Below are 21,899 nucleotides of genomic sequence, written 5' to 3' on the forward strand. Positions count from 1 at the left end.
CTTAATAAAGTGGCTTCGGGCTTGTTCAACACTCGGGATTTAGTGTTGGCTGCGCAACTCCTTAATCCTTATTTGTTATAGCGAATCACTTGACACCAGAAAGTGCTTTGAAACCAACACATATGAAAGCGAAATATTTATAGCTTCACGAGTCTCATAAAAATACTTACTCTGACGAAGTACCTGCTCTTTAAAGTTATCAAGTAAATCGATGATTTCTAGTAAGTCAGCTGAATCGGTATCTGATTTTTTATAGTTACACATTGCTAATTCAAAAAAACCAATAGAACTCTTCATACTCTCATAGTTGTTTTTATTCTTGTATATTGAATTCCATAAAGATTGGTAGTTATCCGGTAATTCACCAGGAACATTGATGGTTTTTGTTATAGCAATAATCTTTTGAATTTTATAATTGGTATCTGGCTTCAAGCTATGTGAGATATAGAACTTAACAATAAATGAACGTAATGTTTTATAAATAAAATATATCAAGGCAAAGAGTGCACCATAGATCGCGCATGTTATTAAAAAAGGTACAAAAAATTCATAACCCAATAACCTTCCGACTAGTTCCATGTATAGTTTCCTTTTGAATCGCTATAACAGTTCTTAGACAGAAAAATTCTGCATTTAAATATAGAATTTTTCTATCTAGTTTCTTATGCCATCAATTGTACTAGATTTAGTTCATCCATAACAGTGACTTATGATGTGCGCATAGAAATTCAACAAGCAAATATAGAAACTTTCTATCTAGTATGATTCACATTAAAATCATTAGGTTATGTACATAGAAACAGTATCTAACACCATGCAAATCTGGCGTTCTTCCAGAGCAAAGTAGCCCCTGTAAATCCAATGCTTGACCCTATACGGTAAGGTGTTTATATTGTCGCCCGCCCAACGGGGCACATCCTAAAATACACACCGGCCATCCTGCCATCATTCGTGTATTTATATTGGTGTTGTGAACTTCCATGCTAACGAAATTTCGTCCTTTTACTCGTGAATCGGGTGCGCTTATGCATCTTTCGATTCCAATCATTTTGACTCAAATAGCGACCCAAGCGATGGGATTTGTCGATACGACAATGGCTGGCCAAGTAAGTCCTGCCGATCTCGCCGCTATTGCACTTGGCACTAGCCTTTGGATCCCAGTGCTTCTGCTACTGCGTGGCGTGATTATGGCGCTAACGCCTGTTGTCGCTTACCACCGCGGCGCACGTGACTTTCAAAGTATCTCTGTTGAATTCTTCCAGATGGTTTGGATTGCATTAATAGCAAGTGTACTGCTCATTGCTTATTTAGTGAGTGCGAAGCCGATCTTAGAATGGATTGGGGTAGCCGCTGAGATCATCCCAATTGGTAGCGACTATGCCTTTGCCCTAGCCTTTGGTGTGCCGGGTATTGCCCTGTTCTACACCTTGAACGGTTTCTGTGAAGGTATGAACAACACCAAAGTACCAATGATCATTTCTGTCGTTGGTCTGCTGATTAATATCCCAGTTAACTACGTGCTTATTTACGGTAAGTTTGATTTCCCTGAAATGGGCGCTGTGGGTTGTGGCTGGGCGACAAGCTTGGTGTATTGGTTAATGTCGGGAATGCTGTATTCCTACATTAAAGGTCATCACCACTACAAAACTATTATTAGCTTTGCAGACGCTAAGCCAAAAGCAAAAGAGATGCTTCACCTTCTAAGATTAGGTTTACCTATTGGGATGAACATCGCGGTGTGTGGCAGCATCTTTGCGGTAATCGCTCTGATGATTGGGCGTATTGGCGCTGAGAACGTTGCAGCCGCACAAATTGCACTTAACATTTCAAGCCTGACTTACGTGATTCCTATGAGTATCTCATTTGGCATTACGATTCGGGTTGGGCATGCTTTGGGCGAGAAAGACGAACTAGGCGCAATTGAACGCAGCAAAGTCGGTATCTTAGTTGCGGCGTTGATTTCATTGCTTTCGGTTGCGATGTTCCTTCTGTTCCCTGAGTGGATCATTAGACTTTACACCACCGACCCTGCGATAAGTGCAACGGCAGCAGTATTGCTGACCTTTACTGCGATGTACCAATTCAGTGATGCACTGCAAACGTCTGCTAACGGTGCATTACGTGGCTATAAAGATACCAAGATCCCGATGATCTTAGCCATCGCTTCATATTGGGGCTTGGCACTACCACTTGGTATGGTATTGGGCTTAACAGACCACATTGTTCCAGCAATGGGTGAAGAGGGCTTTTGGATTGGTATTCTTACGGGGTTAAGCGTTTCAGCGACGCTGATGTTAATTCGATTACGATACGTGATCAAGAAGCGTGGTTTGCAACCAACAAGTGCTCCGTTAGCAAACTAAGACAGATAATCAAGCGAATACAAAAAAGCGCGTTATTGCTACTCGGCAATAACGCGCTTTTTTATTGAATGTCTATAAATGAGTTAGTGTGTTCCGTTTAACACTCATCATTCACAACACGGACAGTACATTCACAACCATCTACTGAACATGTGTCTCCACTTGTCCTGCCGCCAAAAGAATCATAAAGAACAAAACAAATAAGGATTAAGGTGTTGCGTAGCCAACACTAAATCCCGAGTGTTGAACAAGCCCGAAGCCACTTTATTAAGTAAATTGTACGGTTGGGCCTGAAGGGCACATCGCCTTGAGGCTTTTCTCAAGGCGAGCGAGGCTAAGAGAAGGTTGCGATAGCAATCTTATCAACCCGTTAGCTATTTTTCGTTTCTTTCGTCGTTACATCTCCTCTGCTCTCATCAATACCATTCTCCTTATTATTAATGCCTTTCGGCTACGTGGGTCGGCTGACTCCAACACACGCCATTTCATGCTGACAGCAAGGGCATACCCGTATCGCTTTGGTCCTTATCGGTGCGGTGAGCGGCGGCATCCTATAGAGCAAGTTCAATAGCAACAGTTGAATACGAACTCTTAGAGCGTGTGCTTGACCACGTAAAAAAACCGTAATCTCGAACTCGTTGTAGCCCTTTGGGGAGCACGTGCTGCAAGATGAGCAGCAAGACCTCAAGGATGGGTAAGGTTCGAGTTTGCCACGTTTTGCTTTGGCTCTCTCTATAGCGGAAGGTGACCGTGTCATCGGTGACCTTGATGATGTCTTCATCAGGCAGCACGCCGCGATAGAGGTAGCGAGATAAATAGTTGAGTGCTGCATGCCCATAACTAACCTGCCTACAATCAACCACCCATTGTTTGGGTATGTCAGTCGGTAGCCACAACGTTGGATGTTGATTAATGGCCTCATACTGTTGCTTTCATATTGTTCAAACAGTGCTTGCCATTTAGGTTAGTGCGTGGTTTTGCCATTTCAACTCTCCGTTGGGTTGAAGAGTTAAGCTTATTCTTCGTGTTGAAAGATTAGAATGCGGGTTTTATGGTGCCCTTACAATCTAGAGGGAGACCTTTCTGAAACAAAGAAAGTGACTCTGGATTTGCGAAATTATCAACATCAATTAGCCAGTGTGACAGCATAAAAAATACCCTTAAACAAAAATGCCAAGGGTATTGTTAACTATCTGCTGGATCGTTCAACTGCTCAGTAAAATGCTTAAATGGTCAGTGTTAACTTTCGAGTGGGCATTTTTAAGTAGATACCCCCGTGCATGCACGGGGTACTTACTGTTACAACTCCATGCGGAGTTGACCAGAATCCTTTTCGCCCTGATGCCTAACATAATTCGCTATAACCTGTTCATTCACGCCTGCGCTACTGACAAAGTAACCTGGCGACCAAACAATGTTCTCTTTCCAGTAAACCTTACTTAGCCAACTGAAAGTTTTTCGCATCTGGTGCGACGATTGGCTTTTTAGTTTACCCATGACGTCTGAAATGCTGTATTTCGGTGGGATAAGCATCATCATATGCAGATGTTCTTCATCAAAGCCTATCGTCTCGTTCTCAACGCCAGGTAAACTTCGCAGTAACTTTGGCATAACCTTCCGTAGGTAGCTGCACATACCAGGATTCAGGATTTTCCGACGGTACTTAGTCACCCAAACTATGTGATATTTCGTGTAATAGACACTGTGGGAGGAGGTGTAATATTGCATTTAGCCATCGTACCGCCTCCAAAGGCATTCATCCACGGGTAAACCCGTGGTTTTCTGTATCCACAGAATAAAGATGGATTGACTCTAATAGTATCTTCAAAACATTGAAATAAATTGACCGACTTCTCCCTTGCTTGACAGAAAAAATCGCATATTCAAAGGAATGATGCGATTTTTGAAGGCTCATGAATCAGAAAGTTCCTGATGCGTGATATACCTGTCTAACTGGCGCGTATCTATCTTATATCGCAAGAACAATCGACTACTATCACTTGAGCAACCATCTGCTATCACGAAAATACCTATAAAGTTATATCGGTATCACCGGCTGAAATCAACTTTTGTATTGGGTCAGTTCCGTCGTAAAACCAAATCTCAACCAGTAAGTTTTCTTGGCTATCAGCCAGATTAAAATCGAAGTCTGCTTTGCCATCATTCAAAGGGACGGACATTACTTTACTAGGATAATGGGCCGAGAAGCTCTCAGAACTTTGCTTTTCAAATTCTTTGTAAAGGCTGAGATGAGCTCGCTGTGATGAAAAGTTACTAATATCAACGTTCAGCGTTCCCTTTTTGATAGGATTGTAATTAAAGTCCTCTGGTAGGGTTAAGTCTTGCATAGTAATGGGTTCGTTCGTGACCGTATTTGGTGTTGACGCCGAAAAATCGTTATCTGATGTTGATGGTGTTGATGCGCTGTTATCGGAACCGCCACCGCCACCGCCACATGCCATTAATACAAAACCCAAAATGCATGTAATTAAATATTTCATGATGTTAGCTCCCTAAGGTCGTACGTAAAATTTTTGTGTGGTTGGAGATTGGTGCCAGGTTTCGCTTGATGTGCCACCAGATTCTGCCCAAGTTTTGAAGGCTGGATAGGCATCAACAATGTCAACTTGTTCTAGAGGCCATTGCCAATCTTCAACAATCAGAAGCGCCCATGGTAGGTAAGTGGCGGTTTTGAAATAGTTGTTTGAACCATTCAAACTCGCATCGACACCGCGACCATACAAACTTGTGTCGAACTGCTCTGTAGGCGCTTGTCCTGGCAAGTGGACCTCCCATTTTCGACCTGGTTGGAATGTAATACCCTCACCATGGTACGTATTTGGTGTTGCAAAAATAAAGGGGTCATAAGGCATGTCGGCGACACCTGATCGGTCAGATCCGTCAGTGAAATAGATGTTGAGAGTAAAATCCATCAATGCAGTGTTAGTATCACAGTTGGATTCCGTTCTAAAGAAGGAGCAACCATTAGCGACCGGAGCATAGCTACTCATGTCCTCACCTATGATGAAAATCGCTTCATCTGAAATACTTTCTAGTCCATTTGATGCTTGTTCTACACCGTCTATCGTTAGAGTGGTTACGCTATCTTGGATGCTGCTTCTGGATATACCGGGCAAACGAAGTGCAAACCCATTTTTATAACTGGCTCCGTAAGCGACTAACTTGCCCGAAACGACAACATTTTCCAAGGTGTTTGCTAAGGTTGTTTCGGTGATTCTTAGGTCGACCACGACGTCGTTCATGTCATAATCAGCGGTGTACGGCCAGTTGTCCTCAAACGCTACCGCGGCAAAATTGTCCGCACTCGGGAAGTGTTCAACAGCGTATCCGTTTGCGGTAATCGTAATCTGATGGTCTTCTACCTCACCCGATGTTGAGCCACCATTGTAACTCAATCCTGTTTGTTGGCTAAAGCGGAACCGACTCCAGCTGGAACCCGCTGTTGCTGCGTCAGAGACTACAAAAGGGAGGACGTTACTGCCCGAAGAGAGCTGCTCGTCGGTGAAAATTTGTTCGCCATCGTCCAAAAAATCACCATCGCGATTCCAATCGAACCAAGCCGATAGATATCCAGATGTAGAAGCCGTTACTTGAATCACGGAGCTTAACCCGGGAGCAAGCGCGGAAACAAAGCCGACACCATCTTCATCCACGGACCCCGTCGCGTTATCGTCACCGAGTTCGCCTAAGTCACCATCGGGTCCAACGGAGCCTAACCAAGTAACACCATCAGTTTCATGACGAGCCCCATTAGCAACTAATGTGGTGTCGTAACTATCGGGTGCGTCGCCAAAATCAATAGGGTAGTTGGCATCGATCAAAGGAGCGCTTGCGCAGCGTGCACCATCATTCATGCTAGCACTTGGGCCGTTAGCCACAAATAATTCAGCAGGAACGATACCCGCCGCGATGTTTGCCGCGTTATCATCTGATAGATCAACACGATAGATAATACCGTCTTGATTACGTGAGGCATAAAAATTCCCATCAGTGTCAAAGTATACTGCGCCAAACGTGCCTAACTGCCCTGTATCACCAACGGTAGAGATAGTGCCATTAGATGGGTCTATTTTGTGTAAGATACCAGTGTTGTTGTCTATGCCATAAATAAACCCATTTCCTGGGTGGAAGGCAAAATCAGTCAGATAGGGCGTAGCGTTAGATGTAATTTCGTTAATTGTTAACGTTGCGCTGGCATCGGAATCTAACGGCGAAAGATCAATAGAGAATAGCCCTAAATTCGTACGGTATATGTAGTATTTATGGTTGTAAACGTCACCAATCGCAAAGTGTAGATTTGGCTTATTTGAGACGTTCAATGTTTGAGCCTGAAAGTCTTTGCCCAAACGAACAATATTCAAATTTTTAATGTCAAAACCATAGATGTAATTGTCGGTTACGTTATAACCTATCGCGTTAATGTTAGCGGACAACCCCGTGTCGTCCTCTAACAATGAGTACGCTCCAGTGGCAAGGTTGACGCCATAAACTTGCGTCGGGTCGCCCTGAAATAAATAGGCTTGACTCGGGCAGGAGTCAAAAGGGTCAGCATTGACCTGGCTGCTCATTACAAGCATTCCTATAAGAATTGGTGTTTTTTTCATGGATTTCCTTCCTTCGAAACATTACTGGGTCATATTTACCTATGAAATAACCATGCCATATTTTAAGTTGTTGATTGTATGTTATATTTAGTGTTTAAGAGGTCAGGGCATTATATATGAATGTCAAAATGACAAAATTTCAAAATGACAAAAACTAAAATATCTATGTCGAAATAATATTATGTTGTAAGCGCATAGGTGAATTTCGTTTCGCTTAGATAGGTTTATTGAGAGGGATTGCTGCCATGATGTGACAATAATTTGTAAGTGTTCACCAAGCTCCTATTGACAGAAGAAATGTGACCTTACGCACTTGCTCCAACTTTAAGTATTGAGTGATCATTTTAGGGCTTCATCATAGTGGCATGACTAGAAAGAAAGCACCTAAATACCAAGACGCGCCACCTAAAGTCTCTGATTTGAATGAGGCTAAGGTGCTTATTGATGAGCTGTGGGAACAGCTCCGACATTATGAAGATAAACTAACCACTAGCTCCAAAAACTCTTCAAAATCCCCCTCATCAGACAGCCCTAAAGAGCGCCATGAGCGAAAAAAGATAAAAGCTCTGGTGGTCGCAATTCGAGAGGAGCTAAAGAAGGCCACACAGGGCATCAACGAAAGCTCTCACCGTTAAAGAAAACGGATGTCATTATCGACTGTTTCCCTGAAACTTGTCCTTGTTGCGCTCAATCTGATATTGAGGTCCAAGGTGGGCCATACTATCGCCATCAAGTCTTCGATATTCCAAAACCCACTGTCGATATCACCGAATACCGTTTATTTTCAGGTCAATGCCGTCACTGCAAACAAACCGTAAAGGCTCAAAAGCCTGACGATGCATCACAAGGGATTATAGGTCCGAAGTTATTAAGCTACATTGGGGGGCTTGCGGGACAATATCACCTCAGCGTTCGAAAAATCCAGTCACTACTCAAAGAGCAACTTGGCACAACATTTTCTGTTGGTGCGATTAGCGAAGCGCAAACAAAAGTCGCTTCAATGCTGACTCCATTGCATCAAGCGATAAAACAAGCGCTAAAGAGAGCGCCTCTGGTTCATGCTGACGAAACGTCTCATCACCGAAATGATGAAAAAAGCCTCCGTTGGTGTTGGTTAGTGGCCAGTGATGACCTTGTCTATGAACAAATACTGTATTCGCGCTCGACCTCATCAGCAAAAAAGGTCATTGATGAATGACTATACAGGCATTGTGGTGAGCGACCAGTGTCCAAGCTATAACTGGATAGCCGCAGACCGTCATCAGTTATGTTGGCGCATGTGAAGCGCAACCTTCAACAAATGGCGGATTATAGTGGCGTTGGCCATACTGCTTATATTGGCAAACATCTTTGTTTGCTGACGAATGCCATTTTCCATACTCGGCATCGTTACGAGCAAGGAGAATTGGATTATTCACTGTACTTGAGGCGAATGCGAAGACTGCAAAAATCATTCGACCATTGGTTAAACAAAGGAACGGACGTGATGGTCAAGCGGTATCGGGGGCGATGCAAGTTACTGCTCAAACAGAGAGAAAGCTTGTGGGTTTTCCTCAAGAAAACATCAATTCCCCTAACCAATAATGAAGCTGAGCGATGTATTAGGGGTTTTGTCATTCAAAGAAGAATCAGCTTCGGAACGACCTCGGATGCAGGCGATAAATTCCGTAGCCGTATTCATACACTTATCGAAACCTGCAAAAAACACGGTCTATCAGCAATATCAGTGTTGAGTGAGATCATCACGTCAGTCGTTGAGAAGAAGCCGTACCCAAACGTCTTTGATCTTTAGGGCGTTCCCGCCCATTTTAAATAAATCAAACTATCCCGGTGAACGTTTACGATTTTTTGACCTTGCGCATGTAGGACTTGTTGTTCGGTCTAATTGGATCGCGTTGTTCTAAATGGGTCAAATGGTCACGATATTACGCTGCGCGTACATTCTTCATTTCTGTGCGCGCTATTGGTGTATCTGCGTCAGCATGTCGCAAAAAAATAGCGCTCATGTTTGACATAAGCGCTATTAAATAACTGGAGACTCAGCACATCCTTTAAAGAGACATGCTGGGAAGTCTAGATTTTAAAGGAACCGACATAACGGTCGAGAACTTGCGATAGTTCAGCCAACTGCTGACTTGATTGCTCTAACTTCTCACTTGCGTTCAAACCATTTTTCACTGAGCTATTAACCGTATCCATATTCATATTAATCTCATTGGCTACCGCTGATTGTTGCTCCGTTGCCGTTGCGACCTGAGTGTTAATATCTAGGATTGACAAAACTTGCGTGGAAATTTTTTCCAAAGCTTGGCGAGCCATTTCAGTTTCAGTCGTACCCTCTTCAATTAAGCTCTTACTATTACTCATCGAACTAACAGCGTTCTTAGCTTCAGTTTGAAGTTGGTTGATCATAGTGTCAATTTCATCGGTCGATTGTGCTGTTTTTGTCGCAAGGTTACGAACTTCGTCAGCAACAACCGCAAAGCCTCGGCCAGCTTCACCAGCACGTGCAGCTTCAATTGCAGCGTTGAGTGCAAGCAAGTTTGTTTGCTCAGAGATACCTCGAATAACATCAAGAATAGTACCGATCGACTGGGTATTATCAGCAAGGCTAACAATGATGTCAGAAGCACTATTCATTTCAGCTTCAAGGTTCGAAATTGAGGTCGTGGTCTTCTCAATCGTCTTATGACCTTCTTGAGTTTCACTCGCCGCCATGTTTGCCGCACTTGCAGCACCAGCCGCGCTAGATGCAATTTCATTAACCGTGGCAATCATTTCATTCATAGACGTCACAACCAACATGGTTTGTTCGTTCTGTTCTTGCCCTCTTTGCAATGCTTGCTGCGACTGTTCACGAAGTGCAATAGCAGTACTATTTAATTCAACACCAGTATTCACGGTTTGTTTAATGATCTCGTGTACATTGCCAACAAATACATTGAAAGCCGATGAGATTTGAGCGACTTCGTCTTTACCTTTGATTGGTAAACGAACGGATAGATCGCCATCGCCTTCAGAAATATCATTTAGCGTATTTTTCAATACCAAAAGAGGTTGCATTAATTTGCCAAGAAGAAGCGACAAAACAATGAGACAAACAACAAAAATGAAAATCATCGAAGCTAGCTGGTAGCTAACAATACCATTGGTAGCTTGGCTAACTTCTGTAATTGGAATACCGATATCAAAAGTACCGTACAGCTCTCCGTTGACATAAATAGGTGCCATAATGTCAAACACCCACACTTGCTGAACATCAGCGTACCATTTCGAGAATTGTTGTACGCCTTTAGTTGCACCTTCAACGGTATAGCTGTCTTCATAAACTTTGTTGAGTTTATTTTTATCACTGTGTGCGATAGCCATTACGTTACTATCAATAACAATGGCATAACTCACATCTGAACGCTGTTTCAGATCGCCCACCAGCTTTTGTAAGTCATGAACTGGATTCTCGGAATTCTCTAAGATGTACCCTGCATTGCCAGCTAAAAACTCAGCTTGGACTTGAGATTTATTCAGTATTATCTCATCAATTTTCTCGCTTGAAATAAAATACGTTGACGCCATACTCGCAGCGACTGCAATGCCAAACATAATAAAAACGGCTAATAGGATTGTTTTCTTCATTTAGGTGTCTCGACGCAAGTTTGTTAAAAATTCTCTAAAAGTTTCAAAAAGCGAAACCAAAGCTAACACGTCTTATCTCGTGTTAGAGCTATTCACTATTTCTTTATCTGCAAAAATCCCGATAACTTTAGTTAAATCATATAAAAAACATATATTAATCACAGTAATGCAACACAAAATCATCCAACGAAAGTCCATTAATTGGAAATCAAGTAGTTGGAGTTCAGGTTATAAGAAATAAATGTCGCTAAACGAATAAGTATAAGAACCTTCTTTGGTTCGCTGCGATACAAAAACACTCTTCCCATTAATCGACTTCTAACAAAGACGTCACCCATTTTTGTAGCGGATCATCGTTATACCTTGGGTGCCATGCGGCTACCACATAGAAACTCTCGGGTGATTGTTCCATTGGAATAGTCACCAAGTCCAGCCCTTCGATTGCTCTTGATGGTAAGAAAGCAATAGAGTCTGTAGTGTTTAAATACATAGGCACGACGGAGAAACACGGTGCAGATACCACTACATTGCGCTTTAGCCCAAACTGACCGAACCATTCATCAATCGATCCTTTGAAGTTTGGACGAGATGGTGAAGCAATAATGGTTGGATAGGTCGCCACCTCCTCTAATGAAGGTATGGTTCGTGCTATCGAAGAATGAGGCGAAGTGACACACACATGGTGCTCTTCAAACAACTTGATTACTTTGTAGCTGCTTGGAATGTAGTCCGGAAACGCGATGGCTAAATTAACTTTGCCGCTTTCCATTAGCTCGTGCAGGTTGTCAATTTCGAAGTCACGCACAATCAGCTTTAACTCTGGTGCTTGTTCCCTTAGCTTTGCAATTAAGCTTGGTAGGATGATCTGTTGGGCATAATCCGTCGCTGCAATCACAAACGTCCCTTTAGCTTTCTCTGGTACGAAGTTTGTTTTAGATAACAACAGATTGAAATCGATCAGTAAATGATCGACACCGACAGATAACTCTTGTGCGAAGGTAGTCGGAACAAAGCCGTTGGTTTTTCTCACAAACAACCTATCATCAAACACTTCTCGCAGTTTCTTCAAATGCTCACTAACAGCTTGCTGGGTCATGCCCAATTGATTCGCAGCTTTGGACGCGTTCTCTTCACGGATTAAAGCTTGAAAAACTCTTAGTTGCTTTATGTCTAATCGGTCTAGTTTGCTCACACGCACTCGCTTCGGTGAAGTTGGATTCCATGTCAGTGTAACACTCAACAAATAAAATCAGTAACACTCACAACTAAGCTTTGTTTCTACTTGTTTAGTGATTTAGTTAAAGTTCTTCCATCGAAACGAAACACATACAGATCGGAGAACAACATGAAAACAATCATTCTAATTGGCGCACGTGGCAAGATGGGTCAAGCAGCATTAATGGGCTTAGGCAATCATAACGTTATCACTGCGGGTCGCTCTGGCGATGTCGACCATATTGTTGACATCACTGACCCACAATCAATTGAGGCGCTTTACAAGAGAGTGGGACACTTTGATGCGGTTGTGAACACCGTTGGTCTCTGCGAATATAATACTTTTGCAGATATGACTGAAGAACAGTGGATGACTACGGTAATGAGCAAAATGATGGGACAGATCAACCTTGTTCGCATCGGTCAAAAGTACATTGCTGATGGTGGTTCATTTACGCTGATTAGTGGCATATTGAACGTTAAACCAATCCCTTTTGCTATTGCTGATGCGACCACCAGCGGCGCAATTGATACCTTCGTTAAGACTGTCGCTTATGAAGTGCCAAGAAACACACGTATCAATGTAATCAACCCAACGGTTCTTGCTGAAGCATGGAATGTTTACGGTGAAATGATGCCAGGTTTTGAACCCGTCCCAAGTAAGCTCGTGGGTAAAGCATTTGAGCGTTCTGTCGATGGCTTCATCACCGGTGAAGTGATTTTTGTAGACGCGTAGACTTAACAAATGAACAATGTTTATAAGCGCTCGCTTTTTATACGCATAGTTTTTAAAAACACATAGTCCGTTTCTCTCGAACAAAAAAGGCGAACCATTAGGTTCGCCTTCTTGTTTAAAGAGTTGTGCTTAAAAAGTCGTGTTTACCGATTTATCGCCAAATACGAACCAGCCGCAATCATTATTCCACCAGCACTTTGATTTAATCTTTTATGTGCGCGTGGCGTTTTAAGTAACATAGCCATTCTACCCGCGCCTACAGCGATAAGCATCAAACCGGACATCAGAGCAACAGACGCTAAAACGGAAACCAAGACGATATCTTGTGAGCGTAAAACAGTCAGGTCAACGAAAGTCGGCAAGAACGAAATGTAAAACAGAATCACTTTAGGGTTTGATGCTGAAATCAAAAAGCCTTGCGCGAAACTTGCCAGTTCGGATTTCTGACTCTGTTTGGCTGCGAGCTCTGCTGATCCTTGCACTTCAGGCAGGCTCTTAAACATCTTATAGCCCAAATAAATCAAATAAGCGGCACCAACGTAGCGAATCACCTCAAACGCAAACGACCAATTCTCGGCTATCGTCGCTAGACCAAAACAGGCAAGTGTAAGATAAATAAGATCACTGCATATCATACCTAATGAAAGAGTAATGCACTTTCGCCATCCGTGAACCATACCACGAGCTAAAATGGCAAATACGCCAGGGCCCGGAGTAACACCAAATATAAACATGGCAATGAAGAATGTAATCGCACCTTCTAATGACATTGGACTGTCCTTATCTATAACCCAACATAATTGATCATGAACGTATCATGGAGCTTCGATTCGGGTAAAGAACGTTTTTGACTAAGCACAATTCACAAAACTCATGTTTTGAATAAGTGTCACACGTAATTTCCCCACTACGCCTAAGCCCAACCCCAAACTTAAACCAAAGTGTTTTTTGTTAAGACACAAAAAGGCGAACCTAGAGGCTCGCCTTTGAAAACGTTAACGACAAATCAACGTAACAAGATTAGTTAGCTATTGGAGACAGTAACTTAGGGTTTATGACTATATTTCTCACTCCGTGGGCGTGATCTTCGTTAAAATCATTTCCTTCACACCAGGTACCAACCGTCGCGATGTTTACTTTCGCTACTTGTGGTCTCACGCTCCATGTCACTTGGAAAGGCGATCCTTGTTCATTGTAGCCAGGACCTGTTGTTGAACCTGCGTATTGAATCGCTGAGCCGGTATTTTGTGGAATGTTTGGAGCTTGGTTTAAACCGTTGACTTTAGAGTGTTTCGCTAATGCTTCGAAGTCGAGAGCTTTGTCGTCGTTAACTAATACGTAGACTTGAGTTTCAACACGCAGTTGTGGATTGGTAATCGCATCGTTAAAACAAGCGCCCAATGTTTCACCCGGTTCAACTTGCGCCGTTGAGTAAACATAGTGGACTTCAATGGTGTCACCCGAGTGTAGCGATCCGTGATCGCTTGGACAAACCTTGCTCTCAAATGGTTTTAACTCAGCCGCGCTCAACTTACCCGTGTATTTAAAACCACTTTGGAAGCCCTTTCCATCGCCGTTACCTGCGTATTGGGTAAACTCGCCGCCTTTGTGCTCTGCGTTCTTATGGAAGTGAATATTACATAAATTCATTGCGGTTGAATCGGGTGCATCGGAAAACAGGCGAGCGTTAGTTCCCTCTAGAGAGCCCAAATCTCTTGGAGCTTGCGGTCCAAAACCTTTCCCTTGGGTATTTTCAGAAAGGTTCGCTCTTTGTTCAGCGATAACTCCATCTGAAACCGCTTCATGATTAGCGTCAGATGCATTTGCTTGAGCAGATAACACCACCATCGCGACGCTTAAAAACACACTCTTGTTGTTCATATTTCTTCCCTAGAATATTGATAACTTAATCAAAAAATCGAACTTCACAGCAAACATATTACTATGCTCACACATGAATATAAGCGTTGTCTTTGTAAGATTAGATTTCATTGATTACTTTGGGATGAGTATTATAACCCTTGATGCATATAAAACGACAAATTCGGCTAGTCCCTTCCATAACTAACAATTTCCGACTTTGTTGACTGTTCCATGACTCAGCGGGCTGATAAACGAACAAAGAATATTAAGCACCGCGATGGCAAAGTTTGTAAGACCAAAAAGGCGATCTTCTTGGCTCGCCTTTATCGTTTCATGCAATATTTTTTGGTTGTTAATGGTTAACGGCTTAACCCTGACCCGTGGCAAATATCCCAAACGTCATGACGTTCAATGCCTCTGTCACGCCCTCTAGTGATTTAATCACTTTCTTGGTCGGTTCGTTATTGAGAATAAAATAGCTTCCGATGCTTTTTTCACCACCAGTCTCTACTCTGCCTTCTGTCGCTAGTTTCATTACTACTTGAGAAGGTTCGACCAACTCAAGATCTGTATTGGTGTTGGCTATCGTGTCCTTATTTGACTCATGGTTAACGATTGATTCATTTGAAGGTTCAACGCCGGTCTCAGCATTTGTATCCTTTGAAGTCTCGAGATGACTCTCTCCCTTTACGTTTTTCGACATAGCGTCTTCGTTGCTCAATGTGTTGTCGTCTAGCTGATGATTACTCGTTGAAGAACAAGCTGTTAAGAAAAAAAAGCTAACGATGAATATGAGTAAGTTTCTCATCATAATGATAAAACACGAATTAATAAAACATTGTTCGATTGTATTTTATTTGGCTGAAGACATCCAGTTATAAGCGGATTAGACGTCAAAAGACGCATTCTTGAAGAATAAAGAAAAGCTCACGAGTTTAATGCTCAAATCTAATAGTTCGAGACCTCAATCAGATTGCCATCAGGATCACGAATATAAACAGAGACAATTTTTCCGATTGCACCTGTTCGCGGCACTGGCCCCTCTTCTATCATGACTCCTTGCGCTTGGATATGTTCGGCAACCTCAGCAATTGGCTTATTGGTAATAAAGCAGAGGTCTGCACTACCGACCTGCACGCGCCTTGCCTTTGGTTCAAACTCGCTACCACTGAGGTGTAAGTTGATCTTCTGCGCCCCAAATGACAACGCTAAGCGACCATCACCAAATTCGATGGGCTTCATTCCAAGCACCCGATGATAAAAGTCAACCGTAACTTGTAAATCACTCACGGTTAATACCAAATGATCTAAATGACTGATTTCCATTATTACTTTCCTATAAATAAGAGTGATAAGGGTTTATTAACGATGATTAGCCATAGTTGGGCGAACAATGTCATTCGACAACCCACATAACTCATAACAGAAATGTAGGTGGGAATTAATAGACTTACCCTTCACGCTTACTGAGCGTATAGGAAACTAAACTATCATCACCTACCTTGAAAACCCAAACATTCTCGTCATCTACAAATTGAAACTGATTAGTCGACTCAGTCGGTTTTAATTTCGCAATAAACTCGTACAATGCGGGCTCGGTGATGATGAAGGTCCCTTCTGATGTATTAGTATCAAGATCGTTACTCACTTTAATCGTCACGGTAGACCTAGGCAGAATGTCGGGTAACCACCCTCTGTCAAACAAACGATTCTCTTTGGCTTCCGCATAAGTCGAGTACTCATCGCTGACCACATCTGAACACCCAGGCATTAAGACCAAAGCCGAAAATAAAGCAGGGAGTAAAACGTTAATTTTCATTTAATTACCATTACGTGAAGATAGAGTTTTGAGGTCGTGTTTTGCATATAACCTCAAACCCATTCATAAAAGGCATTTTATAAATCAACCGTAATCACCATTCAACTCAATTGACTTTATTTACATCCAAGCCAGTTATTGAAGAGCAAACTCTTGATTATTATGTCATCGCCCTTTTACTCTCCCACCGCTCAACCTGCAACAGATGTAACCAGTGCTAGATAATATTCAGGCCAAAGACGTCTTTTACATCAAACAGTACCTTTTGCGTTCTTTCCCTAGAGACTTCGGTGCCATTGCGTAAAATATCGACGAGTTGCGTTTTGTCATCCAGTAACTCTGATCTTCTTTCACGAATAGGACGAAGCATCTCTTGTAAGCACTCTTCCAATACTTTCTTAGTTTGTCCATCACCTAGCCCTCCTCTTTGGTAATGCTCTTTTAGTTGACTGACATAGTTAGCGTCACTGTGAAAAGCATCAAGATAAGTAAACACGATCTTCCCTTCTACTTTGCCAGGGTGTTCGATTCTTAGATGATTTGGATCGGTATACATAGATTTGACGGCGGCTCTGATCTCTTTCTCTGTCGCACCAAGATTAATGGCGTTGCCCATCGATTTAGACATCTTACTTTTACCATCAGTACTAGGGAGACGAGATGCATTACTGAGAAGTGGCCTGCATTCATTCAAGATTAGCTTACCCGCGAGCGAGTTCAATTTCCTCACTATCTCGTTGGTTTGTTCTAACATCGGCAACTGATCATCGCCAACAGGCACTAAAGTCGCGTTGAAAGCAGTAATATCAGCGGCTTGTGAGATTGGATAAGTAAGGAAGCCTGTTGGGATTGAGCGGCCAAATGCCTTGTTCTGAATTTCGCTTTTCACAGTTGGATTGCGTTCCAAACGAGCGATAGAAACAAGGTTGCTGTAAAACATGGTGAGCTCAGCCAAGGCAGGCACTTGTGATTGTAGGCAAATCGTAGTCTTGGTCGGGTCGATACCCACCGCAAGATAATCAGCGACCACATTGAGAATATTTGACGAAACCTTTGCCGGGTTATGCGCATTGTCGGTAAGCCCTTGCATGTCTGCGACCAATATCGTTTGGTTGTGAATATGCTGCAAAGAGACTCTTTGTTTAAGTGAACCGACGTAATGACCCAAATGCAAAGGCCCAGTAGCTCTATCGCCAGTCAGAATGATTTCAGGCTTGTTGGTATTGTTCTTACTGCCAGCGCTATAGTTGCTGACCGCATGGCTGTTGCTGTCGATATGGCTGTGTGAGTTGGTATTCATGGTGTATCTCCAAGTTAAAAAGGCTACTGGAGATAAAAAGAGGCGACATTTTTGATGACATTCTTAGCTACCGTCCAGCAGCTAAAGAATGTGAGTATTCCGTGCTGCTCTGTTAAGAGCACCACCAAAAGAAAATTGAAGTTGAAGCAGAATTTAATTTCATGGTTAAAACCTATCAACAATACAGACGAGCGACAACTGTTATTTACGCGCACCAAGAAAATAGGTCTTAAAATTAATAGGTTATAGGCTTAATCTTTAACGGAACACAGCTCAATGATTCGGTCACACATGGCTTGGTTGACTGTGAAGTGGGTGTTGAGGAACGTTAGTTGGGCAAGTGCCGATTCAGCCGTACGCTCGTAACCTTGGGTAAAGGTTGGTAGCAATTGAGCAAACTTAGGAAAACGCGCTTCTAGCCTTCTATCCGACATAAACTCATCGACGAATTCGGGCTCAGAATATTCAGTTTGATCCACAAGATCGATCAAACGATCAAGCGCGTAAGATTGAACGAACCGACTGCCCGACAGTTTTTCGCCTCGATTATAACGAGACATACCGACATAAAGATTAGTTAGTGCCTCACCAATGATCCACGCTTCGGAGTTAGCGTCTGCCTCCACTTTTTACTGGTGGAACACAACACTGCGTATCAAATTCAGGTTGCTGCCAAACAATGCGCCCTTCAGCAAATGGAATATGCGCTAACTCGTGGGGTTCAAACACCGCAAACTCGCAAAAGATTCCGTCAGCGTACAAGACTTTGTAGCCATCGACGGTGTTTCTCACTGCATAGTCGATAGGATGAATGTCTGAGAGCCAATGCAACCTGTCTAAGAGATACTGCTTATGCCCCGTTTGTACTATCGCGAAAAAATCGACATCTGAATACTGATCAAGTCGTTCTGTTTCAATACCTACGGAGCCCAATCCCAGTAAAGCATAAGCCTTACCCGATGCGTTCAAAGACTCTCCAATCGCATCTAAACGCTGTAGTAGTTTTTCTGGAGTATTCATGTGCCTTGTTTGCGTTAATATATCCGTTTGCATTGCTCACTCCCTATCAAGTTGAATGCCATTCAACCTAACTGATAGTTAGAACATCTAAGAAGCTTAATTTATAAAATGTGTGTTTTGGATAACGATCTGCGCAAGTTATTGTTTGAATTACGGTAGGATTTAGAGGAGAAAAAGAGTGCGCTCAACCGATAAACAACACTCTTCTCTCCTGACTTATCTTTTTAACCGCTGATATTTTTAACAGCTTATATTTAAAAAATCTTAGCCTATAAAATCTTTAGGGTTAAACCGATGACTTCGCTAAGTAAGCTGCCATTTCTTGTGGTGGCACCATGCCTCCGCCAGTCGCCCACACAAGATGCGTTGCATTCGCTAGCGTCGACTCATCAATATCTAGGCGATCAAGATATTCTCTATTCTGCTCAACATGAATCACACCCGGCATGCCCACGAGTGCTGAAGGTTCAAGTTGAATACCCTCTGCTTGGTTCAGTTCGCCTAGCAATTGATACATGCGTTCATCGGTTAATGTGTAATAACCATCAAGCAAGCGCTCCATCGCGCGACCCACGAAACCTGAAGCCCGACCCACCGCCAAACCGTCTGCGGCGGTGAGGTTATCGATACCCAGATCTTGCACCGCAATCTCATCATGCAAACCGGTATGAACACCGAGCAACATACAAGGCGAATGGGTTGGCTCAGCAAAAATACAGTGCACGTGATCACCAAAAGCCATCTTCAATCCAAATGCCACACCACCGGGGCCGCCACCCACACCACAAGGCAAGTAAACAAACAAAGGATGCTGTTCATTAACCACAATCCCCTGTTGCTCGAATTGCTTCTTGAGCCTTTCTCCAGCCACAGAGTAACCAAGGAACAGTGTTTGTGAGTTTTCATCATCAATGAAGAAACAACGCGGGTCTTGCTCCGCTTCTTTCCGTCCTTGTTCTACTGCAACGCCATAATCTTGTTGATACTCGACCACGTTAACACCGTGCTCTCGCAGTTTACTTTTCTTCCAAGCTCTCGCGTCTGCTGACATATGAACGGACACTGTAAAACCTAGCTTGGCACTCATGATACCAATCGACATTCCTAGGTTACCCGTTGAACCTACCGCAATGCTGTATTGTTGGAAGAAGTCACGAAATTCAGGTTCGAGCAACTTACTGTAGTCATCGCTCTCACACAGTAACCCCGCTTCAATCGCAAGCTTCTCGGCATGCGTTAGTACTTCATAGATACCACCGCGCGCTTTGATTGAACCTGAAATCGGTAAATGGCTGTCTTTCTTCATCATCAAACGCCCTTTTATTGGCTGCTGATAATGAGCTTCTAATGCTAACTTCATTGCAGGGATATCGATAAGCTCAGATTCGATAATGCCATTCGTCACATGAGTTTCAGGGAATGCCTTCACCAGATAAGGGGCAAACCTTTGTAACCTCAAACTCGCATCATGAATATCTTGTTCGCTTAATCCCACATAAGGCAAACCTTGCTCTAACGTCGTGATGTTTGGGTTAAACCAACTAACTTCTTCTAGCGCTATAAGTTGTCTTAACAACGGGAAATCGTTGGTGATCTTCTCTATATTTAATTCACTTTTTGGGTTAAAATCAGTCATGGGTGACCTTCTCTGGTATAGCGCCATCATCTCTGGTACTCAGCAATCTGCGCTCGTACAAACATTTGGTTTTGAACCTATTAAAACGGTATTTATACCATTATTCAACGACCTGTAATTAACTAGGCTTGCTTTGCTCAATACGCCTTGCGACTTAATTACTGACCACTGTCTTGATGTATTCACTAGGCGACAAACCAAATTTTCCTTTAAAGCGCTGACTAAAACGTCCTTCCGATTGATAACCGCAAGACTGGGCCAACATCGCAACATTCTGCTGTCCGTTTTGCATCAGATAAAGCGCGTGACTCAACCGAACTTCGGCCAACACCTCACGATATTGCATACCTTCCAGTTTGAGCTTTCGGATAAGCGTGGCGCGACTCATCGCAAAGCGTTCCGCCACCGACTCTAGCGGATGCTTGTCATCAGGTGAATGCGAAAGGTAGTGGCTGAGTTTCTGGCTAAACGAGACGTTGGCACTGGCAAACAATCGATGCAACACGCCTTTTTCGGCTAATTGCTGGTATAAGCCCTGCAACCAAAATTGTTGGGTTTGTTCACTCATGCTCTGACGATCAAACGAAAACAACGCATTGAGAGAATCTTGCAAACCTCGATCTCCCTCTACGGTGGGTAAATCCAGTTCATTTGCTCGATCCTCACTGAGATCGAGCATTGCTTGCGTCGGTTGGAAATGAAAACTGAATACACGCGAAAAGAAACGCCCTTTGTGGGGCATGTTCTCAAAACTCAATGACGCTGATGCCTCACACAACAGCAGCTCAGAATGTGAGAGTTCTGCCGCTGAGTCTTTCCAAAACAGGCGCTTACTGCCTGTAATGATCTGAATAATACTAGGGGATAGTATCCTCACATTACGCAGTTTTTGTAACTGCTCTGCACGAAAGATCGTCACTTGATATTGATGATTCATCTCATCCCCTTATTTGCTTATTTGCTTATTTGCTTATTTGCTTATTATGTACGTGTATAAGCTTTTAACGTACATAAGCTATTAGCGTGTATAAGTTGCCGTCAGTTTCGCTTTGTCTAAAGCCATGCTGTTCAACGTGAATCCAACCACTGCCGACGGCGTATTTTCGTCTAGGTTAAGTTTGTCCGTTGGTAATGCCCAAACCGTGAATTGATAACGGTGCATACCATCTTTTTCTGGAGGACAAGCGCCACCGAAACCTACCGTTCCATAATCTATGCGGCCTTCTTTGCCACCCACTTTAGAGATATCGACACCGCGAGGTAGCTCGCTCACTGTTGCTGGAATATCAAACGCAACCCAGTGCCAGAAACCACTTTCAGTCGGAGCATCTGGATCATAAGCCGTGACTGCAAAGCTTTTGGTTCCTGCTGGAGCATCTTTCCACATCAATTGTGGTGATAGGTTACCGCCGTCACAACCCCAACTTGAGTATTCAAAGGTCTTCGCCATTGGGTGACCTTCTTGAATATCGTTGCTGATTAATTCGAACGCTTGAGCAGAGCCTGCCGCCAAAATACTAATTGCTAATACTGATTTGATGATGAGTTTCATGATAGTTCCTCTTATTAGGTATGAATCCAGTATAGTTCCCTCCATACGCCCAATGATGACAATAAGTACACAATTAACTAATTTAATCCAAACAAATGATACTTACTGTATTTTTACTTTACTATTTAAAAGCATGA

General features: G+C 43.0%; 18 protein-coding genes and 4 pseudogenes. 4 read left to right on the top strand and 18 right to left on the bottom strand.

Features of this window, described 5'->3' with window-relative positions; translation table 11 throughout:
* Positions 1–75: 75 nt before the first annotated feature.
* Positions 76–579 (bottom strand): hypothetical protein, encoded by a 504-nt coding sequence (locus ED652_RS17365; protein ID WP_122055612.1) that lies wholly within the window; start codon positions 577–579, stop codon positions 76–78.
* Positions 580–980: 401 nt separating this feature from the next.
* Between ED652_RS17365 and ED652_RS17370 the strand changes: the two genes are divergently transcribed.
* The gene (locus ED652_RS17370; RefSeq protein WP_122055613.1) at positions 981–2,363 is read left to right on the top strand and encodes an MATE family efflux transporter; all 1,383 of its coding nucleotides are present in this window, start codon (positions 981–983) and stop codon (positions 2,361–2,363) included.
* 97 nt (positions 2,364–2,460) lie between these two features.
* Here ED652_RS17370 and ED652_RS17375 read toward each other — a convergent pair.
* From ED652_RS17375 to ED652_RS17395, 5 genes and pseudogenes are all read right to left on the bottom strand, one after another.
* A pseudogene (locus ED652_RS17375) lies at positions 2,461–2,562 on the bottom strand (MSHA biogenesis protein MshA); the annotation flags it as partial.
* A 252-nt stretch (positions 2,563–2,814) separates the two neighbouring features.
* Positions 2,815–3,283 (bottom strand): annotated as a pseudogene (locus ED652_RS17380) (transposase); the annotation flags it as partial.
* A 379-nt stretch (positions 3,284–3,662) separates the two neighbouring features.
* The gene (gene tnpA, locus ED652_RS17385) at positions 3,663–4,091 is read right to left on the bottom strand and encodes an IS200/IS605 family transposase (RefSeq protein ID WP_122055614.1); all 429 of its coding nucleotides are present in this window, start codon (positions 4,089–4,091) and stop codon (positions 3,663–3,665) included.
* 302 nt (positions 4,092–4,393) lie between these two features.
* Entirely contained in the window at positions 4,394–4,864 is a 471-nt protein-coding gene (locus ED652_RS17390; protein ID WP_122055615.1) for a hypothetical protein, read from the bottom strand.
* Between the two features lie 12 nt (positions 4,865–4,876).
* Positions 4,877–6,988 carry an LruC domain-containing protein gene (locus ED652_RS17395; protein WP_122055616.1) on the bottom strand — a complete coding sequence of 704 codons (2,112 nt, stop codon included), beginning with the start codon at positions 6,986–6,988 and terminating at the stop codon, positions 4,877–4,879.
* 365 nt (positions 6,989–7,353) lie between these two features.
* On the opposite strand from ED652_RS17395, the gene ED652_RS24030 reads away from it, so the two are divergent.
* Both ED652_RS24030 and ED652_RS17400 read left to right on the top strand, forming a co-directional pair.
* Positions 7,354–7,623, top strand: coding sequence for a DUF6444 domain-containing protein (locus ED652_RS24030; RefSeq protein ID WP_254051716.1), 270 nt, complete (start codon positions 7,354–7,356; stop codon positions 7,621–7,623).
* Between the two features lie 242 nt (positions 7,624–7,865).
* A pseudogene (locus tag ED652_RS17400) lies at positions 7,866–8,780 on the top strand (IS66 family transposase).
* Positions 8,781–9,061: 281 nt separating this feature from the next.
* On the opposite strand, the gene ED652_RS17405 reads toward ED652_RS17400, so the two are convergent.
* Together ED652_RS17405 and ED652_RS17415 are read right to left on the bottom strand one after the other, a co-directional pair.
* Entirely contained in the window at positions 9,062–10,588 is a 1,527-nt protein-coding gene (locus ED652_RS17405; RefSeq protein ID WP_174214638.1) for a methyl-accepting chemotaxis protein, read from the bottom strand.
* 340 nt (positions 10,589–10,928) lie between these two features.
* The gene (locus ED652_RS17415; protein ID WP_122055636.1) at positions 10,929–11,813 is read right to left on the bottom strand and encodes a LysR family transcriptional regulator; all 885 of its coding nucleotides are present in this window, start codon (positions 11,811–11,813) and stop codon (positions 10,929–10,931) included.
* A gap of 153 nt (positions 11,814–11,966) precedes the next feature.
* On the opposite strand from ED652_RS17415, the gene ED652_RS17420 reads away from it, so the two are divergent.
* The gene (locus tag ED652_RS17420) at positions 11,967–12,572 is read left to right on the top strand and encodes a short chain dehydrogenase (RefSeq protein ID WP_122055619.1); all 606 of its coding nucleotides are present in this window, start codon (positions 11,967–11,969) and stop codon (positions 12,570–12,572) included.
* 143 nt (positions 12,573–12,715) lie between these two features.
* Here the strand turns inward: ED652_RS17420 and ED652_RS17425 are convergent, their stop codons facing one another.
* From ED652_RS17425 to ED652_RS17475, 10 genes and pseudogenes are all read right to left on the bottom strand, one after another.
* Entirely contained in the window at positions 12,716–13,342 is a 627-nt protein-coding gene (locus ED652_RS17425; protein WP_122055620.1) for a LysE family translocator, read from the bottom strand.
* A 250-nt stretch (positions 13,343–13,592) separates the two neighbouring features.
* Positions 13,593–14,453, bottom strand: coding sequence for a delta-class carbonic anhydrase (locus ED652_RS17430; RefSeq protein ID WP_122055621.1), 861 nt, complete (start codon positions 14,451–14,453; stop codon positions 13,593–13,595).
* A 349-nt stretch (positions 14,454–14,802) separates the two neighbouring features.
* Positions 14,803–15,246: a hypothetical protein gene (locus ED652_RS17435; RefSeq protein ID WP_122055622.1), complete on the bottom strand. Its 444-nt coding sequence runs from the start codon at positions 15,244–15,246 to the stop codon at positions 14,803–14,805.
* A 137-nt stretch (positions 15,247–15,383) separates the two neighbouring features.
* Complete coding sequence (locus tag ED652_RS17440; protein WP_122055623.1) at positions 15,384–15,761, bottom strand: VOC family protein; 378 nt, start codon at positions 15,759–15,761, stop codon at positions 15,384–15,386.
* Between the two features lie 124 nt (positions 15,762–15,885).
* Complete coding sequence (locus ED652_RS17445; RefSeq protein WP_122055624.1) at positions 15,886–16,254, bottom strand: hypothetical protein; 369 nt, start codon at positions 16,252–16,254, stop codon at positions 15,886–15,888.
* Positions 16,255–16,471: 217 nt separating this feature from the next.
* Positions 16,472–17,554 carry a tryptophan--tRNA ligase gene (trpS, locus tag ED652_RS17450; protein ID WP_122055625.1) on the bottom strand — a complete coding sequence of 361 codons (1,083 nt, stop codon included), beginning with the start codon at positions 17,552–17,554 and terminating at the stop codon, positions 16,472–16,474.
* Between the two features lie 251 nt (positions 17,555–17,805).
* Positions 17,806–18,607, bottom strand: a pseudogene (locus ED652_RS17460) (hypothetical protein).
* 253 nt (positions 18,608–18,860) lie between these two features.
* The gene (locus ED652_RS17465; RefSeq protein WP_122055627.1) at positions 18,861–20,210 is read right to left on the bottom strand and encodes a D-serine ammonia-lyase; all 1,350 of its coding nucleotides are present in this window, start codon (positions 20,208–20,210) and stop codon (positions 18,861–18,863) included.
* A 154-nt stretch (positions 20,211–20,364) separates the two neighbouring features.
* Positions 20,365–21,147, bottom strand: coding sequence for a helix-turn-helix transcriptional regulator (locus ED652_RS17470; protein ID WP_122055628.1), 783 nt, complete (start codon positions 21,145–21,147; stop codon positions 20,365–20,367).
* Between the two features lie 81 nt (positions 21,148–21,228).
* The gene (locus tag ED652_RS17475; RefSeq protein WP_122055629.1) at positions 21,229–21,762 is read right to left on the bottom strand and encodes a YbhB/YbcL family Raf kinase inhibitor-like protein; all 534 of its coding nucleotides are present in this window, start codon (positions 21,760–21,762) and stop codon (positions 21,229–21,231) included.
* Positions 21,763–21,899: the final 137 nt, after the last annotated feature.

It is taken from the genome of Vibrio sp. Evd11 (genome assembly GCF_900382755.1).
In the GTDB taxonomy this organism is placed as follows: Bacteria; Pseudomonadota; Gammaproteobacteria; order Enterobacterales; family Vibrionaceae; genus Vibrio; species Vibrio lentus.

Coding starts and splice junctions, on each gene's coding strand:
- ED652_RS17365 (WP_122055612.1), bottom strand. CDS start 579: ATGGAACTAGTCGGAAGGTTATTGGGTTATGAATTTTTTGTACCTTTT.
- ED652_RS17370 (WP_122055613.1), top strand. CDS start 981: ATGCTAACGAAATTTCGTCCTTTTACTCGTGAATCGGGTGCGCTTATG.
- tnpA (WP_122055614.1), bottom strand. CDS start 4,091: ATGCAATATTACACCTCCTCCCACAGTGTCTATTACACGAAATATCAC.
- ED652_RS17390 (WP_122055615.1), bottom strand. CDS start 4,864: ATGAAATATTTAATTACATGCATTTTGGGTTTTGTATTAATGGCATGT.
- ED652_RS17395 (WP_122055616.1), bottom strand. CDS start 6,988: ATGAAAAAAACACCAATTCTTATAGGAATGCTTGTAATGAGCAGCCAG.
- ED652_RS24030 (WP_254051716.1), top strand. CDS start 7,354: ATGACTAGAAAGAAAGCACCTAAATACCAAGACGCGCCACCTAAAGTC.
- ED652_RS17405 (WP_174214638.1), bottom strand. CDS start 10,588: ATGTTTGGCATTGCAGTCGCTGCGAGTATGGCGTCAACGTATTTTATT.
- ED652_RS17420 (WP_122055619.1), top strand. CDS start 11,967: ATGAAAACAATCATTCTAATTGGCGCACGTGGCAAGATGGGTCAAGCA.
- ED652_RS17425 (WP_122055620.1), bottom strand. CDS start 13,342: ATGTCATTAGAAGGTGCGATTACATTCTTCATTGCCATGTTTATATTT.
- ED652_RS17430 (WP_122055621.1), bottom strand. CDS start 14,453: ATGAACAACAAGAGTGTGTTTTTAAGCGTCGCGATGGTGGTGTTATCT.
- ED652_RS17435 (WP_122055622.1), bottom strand. CDS start 15,246: ATGATGAGAAACTTACTCATATTCATCGTTAGCTTTTTTTTCTTAACA.
- ED652_RS17440 (WP_122055623.1), bottom strand. CDS start 15,761: ATGGAAATCAGTCATTTAGATCATTTGGTATTAACCGTGAGTGATTTA.
- ED652_RS17445 (WP_122055624.1), bottom strand. CDS start 16,254: ATGAAAATTAACGTTTTACTCCCTGCTTTATTTTCGGCTTTGGTCTTA.
- trpS (WP_122055625.1), bottom strand. CDS start 17,554: ATGAATACCAACTCACACAGCCATATCGACAGCAACAGCCATGCGGTC.
- ED652_RS17465 (WP_122055627.1), bottom strand. CDS start 20,210: ATGACTGATTTTAACCCAAAAAGTGAATTAAATATAGAGAAGATCACC.
- ED652_RS17470 (WP_122055628.1), bottom strand. CDS start 21,147: ATGAATCATCAATATCAAGTGACGATCTTTCGTGCAGAGCAGTTACAA.
- ED652_RS17475 (WP_122055629.1), bottom strand. CDS start 21,762: ATGAAACTCATCATCAAATCAGTATTAGCAATTAGTATTTTGGCGGCA.